4 protein-coding genes are annotated in these 3,453 nt (G+C 45.0%); 3 read left to right on the forward strand and 1 reads right to left on the reverse strand.

All coding sequences use genetic code 11. The features are described 5' to 3' along the window. Window positions 1-2: 2 nt before the first annotated feature. Complete coding sequence (locus ON064_RS17675) at window positions 3-1,079, reverse strand: glycosyltransferase family 4 protein (RefSeq protein WP_101805151.1); 1,077 nt, start codon at window positions 1,077-1,079, stop codon at window positions 3-5. Window positions 1,080-1,396: 317 nt separating this feature from the next. Here ON064_RS17675 and ON064_RS17680 point away from each other — a divergent pair, with 317 nt between their 5' ends. The 3 genes from ON064_RS17680 to brnQ all read left to right on the forward strand — a co-directional run bounded on the left by ON064_RS17680 (window position 1,397) and on the right by brnQ (window position 3,435). Continuing rightward, complete coding sequence (locus ON064_RS17680; protein ID WP_121297908.1) at window positions 1,397-1,687, forward strand: hypothetical protein; 291 nt, start codon at window positions 1,397-1,399, stop codon at window positions 1,685-1,687. A gap of 111 nt (window positions 1,688-1,798) precedes the next feature. Then, a complete protein-coding gene (locus tag ON064_RS17685) occupies window positions 1,799-1,990 on the forward strand; it encodes a CsbD family protein (protein WP_121297909.1) in 192 nt (63 codons plus the stop codon). A gap of 122 nt (window positions 1,991-2,112) precedes the next feature. Then, entirely contained in the window at window positions 2,113-3,435 is a 1,323-nt protein-coding gene (brnQ, locus tag ON064_RS17690; protein ID WP_274625803.1) for a branched-chain amino acid transport system II carrier protein, read from the forward strand. Window positions 3,436-3,453 lie beyond the last annotated feature (18 nt).

The following is a 3,453-nucleotide window of genomic DNA, read 5'->3' on the forward strand; positions in this document are numbered from 1 at the left end:
TTTTATTTCCCTATCATTCTAACTAAATTGATCAATGGGCGGTAATTCTTCCCTGCGAGTCCGACCACTTCGACGAACAATTCGATCGCCAGAAGCATGACACCGATCAACAGGATGCCTCCCCAGAGTGTCGCTTGGGAGAATAGCAAAGCCGCAAGTCCGAATAATGCGGAGATGCCATAGATGATCAGCACGGTCTGGCTATGTGAAAACCCAATGTTCAACAAGCAATGGTGCAAATGCGATTTATCTGCTTCTGAAATGGATTTCTTTTCACGCACGCGGCGCACGATGGCAAAGAAGGTATCCGAAATTGGCACGCCGAGCATGATAATCGGGATGATCAAGGCAACGACTGTCACGTTTTTGAAACCCATCAAGGCGAGTACGGAAATCATGAAACCAAGGAACAAAGCCCCTGTGTCCCCCATGAAGATCTTCGCGGGGTGGAAATTATAGAATAGGAAGCCGATAGAACTAGCAGCAAGAATGGCGGCTGTCGACATGACGAAAATATCGCCCATGATGAAGGCCATCGCCGTCAGCGTCAATAACGCCACGGTGGAAACCCCTGCGGCTAAACCATCAAGCCCGTCGATCAAGTTGATGGCATTGGTGATGCCCACGATCCAAATGATCGTCAGCGGGATGCTGAAGTAGCCGAAATCCAAGACGCCGCCGAATGGCAAGTTAATGAATGAAATTTCGAGCCCGCCGCCAATGACGACGACGCCGGCCGCAGCCAGTTGCCCGAGCATTTTGGCTTTTGCTGTAATTTCGAGCATATCATCCAAGACACCCGTAACGATGATCAAAAACGCACCGATGATGATGGCTGTTTCAATCGGGATCAGCGATGATTCAAAAGCAGCTGAAACCGGATCCTTCGGTTGAAGGAAAAGATAAGCGATCAAAAATGATCCGAATATGGCTAATCCGCCTAAACGCGGCATGATCCTTGCGTGTACTTTTCGGTAATTAGGCCGATCCACTGCCCCGATGCGAAATGCCAATCTCTTCACAAGGGGTGTCAGGAGAATCGAAGCGATAAATGCCACAACCAGCGTCAGGTATAGCATGTCCTTCCTCCTTAAAAAACTCTCATTTTGCATACATATCCATCATTATTATAGCACGGCTGATAAAAAAAGGAAGTGATATATGTTGCCATTTTTTATCTTTCCTTTAATTATAGACGGCCTCCAGGAAAGAAAAGTTTCCGGCTCTCCGATATTTTTCATGAATAAGTTATGTGCATGATGCTTTTGGACCGGCCAATGAATTTTTTTGCTAATTTTCAGAATTGAAAGGCACTTTTATAGTATTATATCCATAATATGCTATAATAAACCCATGGATCACGAATATCATACTAATTTGAGCGGGAGTGCGGAATATGGACAGCAATCTTCTATTTTATGCATCGAAGAAAGAATGGTCTCCTTATGATGAAGCAGCTGTATTGAAAATGGATTATCTCAAACGGGCAGAGCTTGCACGTTCCATCAATTGTGAAGGGCTCCTTGTAGACTTATCACTCGATCAACATCCTGAAGTCCGAAAAGGCGTCGCCGCCAATGCAGCCACCCCTTTGACCACGTTAAAACGGTTAGCAGCCCAGGATTTATGCATTTCAGTTAAGGAAAAAGCAAAAGAAACACTCAATGAACAACCTTTAAAATCATAAACTCACGCTTCCCGATTCTTCGTCGGGGAGCTTTTATCTTTTATATAGAAGGTTTATAAACTTCAAGATAGGAAATATAGGGAGTAAAGATATTCTAAAGGAGGCATTCAAATGGCTGATAAAGAAGGTTTCTCAGATAAAGTGAAAGGTGCCGTCAGCAAAGGCAAAGGCGAATTGAAAGACCAGGTCGGCAATGCGACCGATAACCCGGACTTGCAGGCTGAAGGCAAATCCGATAAGACAAAAGGCAAAGTTCAAGATACCGTAGGCAAGTTTAAGGAAGGCTTTAACAAAGATAAATAAGTATATAAAACCCGGCTTAATTGCCGGGTTTTTTTATTTCCAAATTTTAATTTTCATAACTGCGTGAATTCAGTTATAATAAATTCTTGTGCGACTATGTTTAATTTAGAAGGAGAACTCCCATGAACAAGAAAACGCTTACAAACTCTGAAACTTTAACTATTGGCCTTATGCTTTTCGCGCTGTTCCTCGGTGCCGGAAATTTAATCTTTCCTCCCTATCTCGGACAATTGGCAGGAGAGCAATTGCTTCCCGCCATCATCGGCTTTTTGCTGACCGGCGTCGGTTTGCCGCTGTTAGGCATACTTGCCATCGCAAAAGCGGGCGGAGATCTGCAGTCGATTGCCGGACGGGTTCATCCGGTCTTTGGCATCGTCTTCACGATGATCGTCTATTTGGCTATCGGTCCGTTCTTTGGCATTCCCCGAACAGCCACTGTCGCTTTCGAAATTGGCACTGCTCCTTTCTTGTCCGCTGAAATGGCATCATCGTTTTGGTCATTATTTCTCTTCACAATCATTTTCTTTGTCATCACCGTATTGTTTGCATTGAACCCGACGAAACTAGTCGATCGCATCGGTAAAATCCTGACGCCGATCCTCATCGTCGTCATTGGCTTTTTAGCTGTCAAAAGCTTTCTGACGCCTATGGGACCAATCGGTGCGCCTGTCGGAAATTATGACACAGAAGCGTTTTTCGAAAGCTTCCTTCAAGGCTATTTGACGATGGACGCAATTGCTGCGCTCGTATTCGGGATTGTCATCATCCAATCGATCCGCGCGAAAGGCGTTGAAGATAAGAACACCATCCTGAAAACGACGGCATACGCGGGCTTCATCGCGGCAACCGGATTGTCGCTGGTGTACCTATCCTTAAGCTATATCGGAGCGACCAGTGTAGAAGCTATCGGCATGCAGGACAACGGCGGAGAAGTCATTGCGCTCGCTTCACGCGTACTGTACGGCGAAATTGGGGGCATCATTTTAGCTGCCGCGATCACATTCGCCTGCCTGACGACTTCCATCGGGCTTGTGTCAGCGACTTCCCAGTTCTTCAATAAAATTTTCCCGCAATTGCCATATGTGGTCTATGTATTCATTTTTGCTGGATTTTCGACCGTCATTGCCAATGTTGGGTTGACCCAATTGATCGCTATTTCATTGCCGGTATTATTGGCCATCTATCCTCTTGCAATTGTGATTGTCATTCTATCGTTTTTCGATCATTCCTTTTACCAAAAATCGTACGTCTATATCATCCCACTTGTGCTTACAGGTATTGTAAGCGTCTTTGATGCATTGAAGAGTTCAGGTTTTGAATTCAATGCAATCACGCAGATTTTCTCTTACTTGCCATTTTATGAACAAGGAATCGGCTGGCTTGTTCCCGCAATTATCGGAACGCTTATAGGCATCATCATTGCGCGCAGCACCCACAAAAAATAAATGCAGACAACAAAAAGG

Source organism: Planococcus sp. A6 (genome assembly GCF_028823615.1).
In the GTDB taxonomy this organism is placed as follows: domain Bacteria; phylum Bacillota; class Bacilli; order Bacillales_A; family Planococcaceae; genus Planococcus.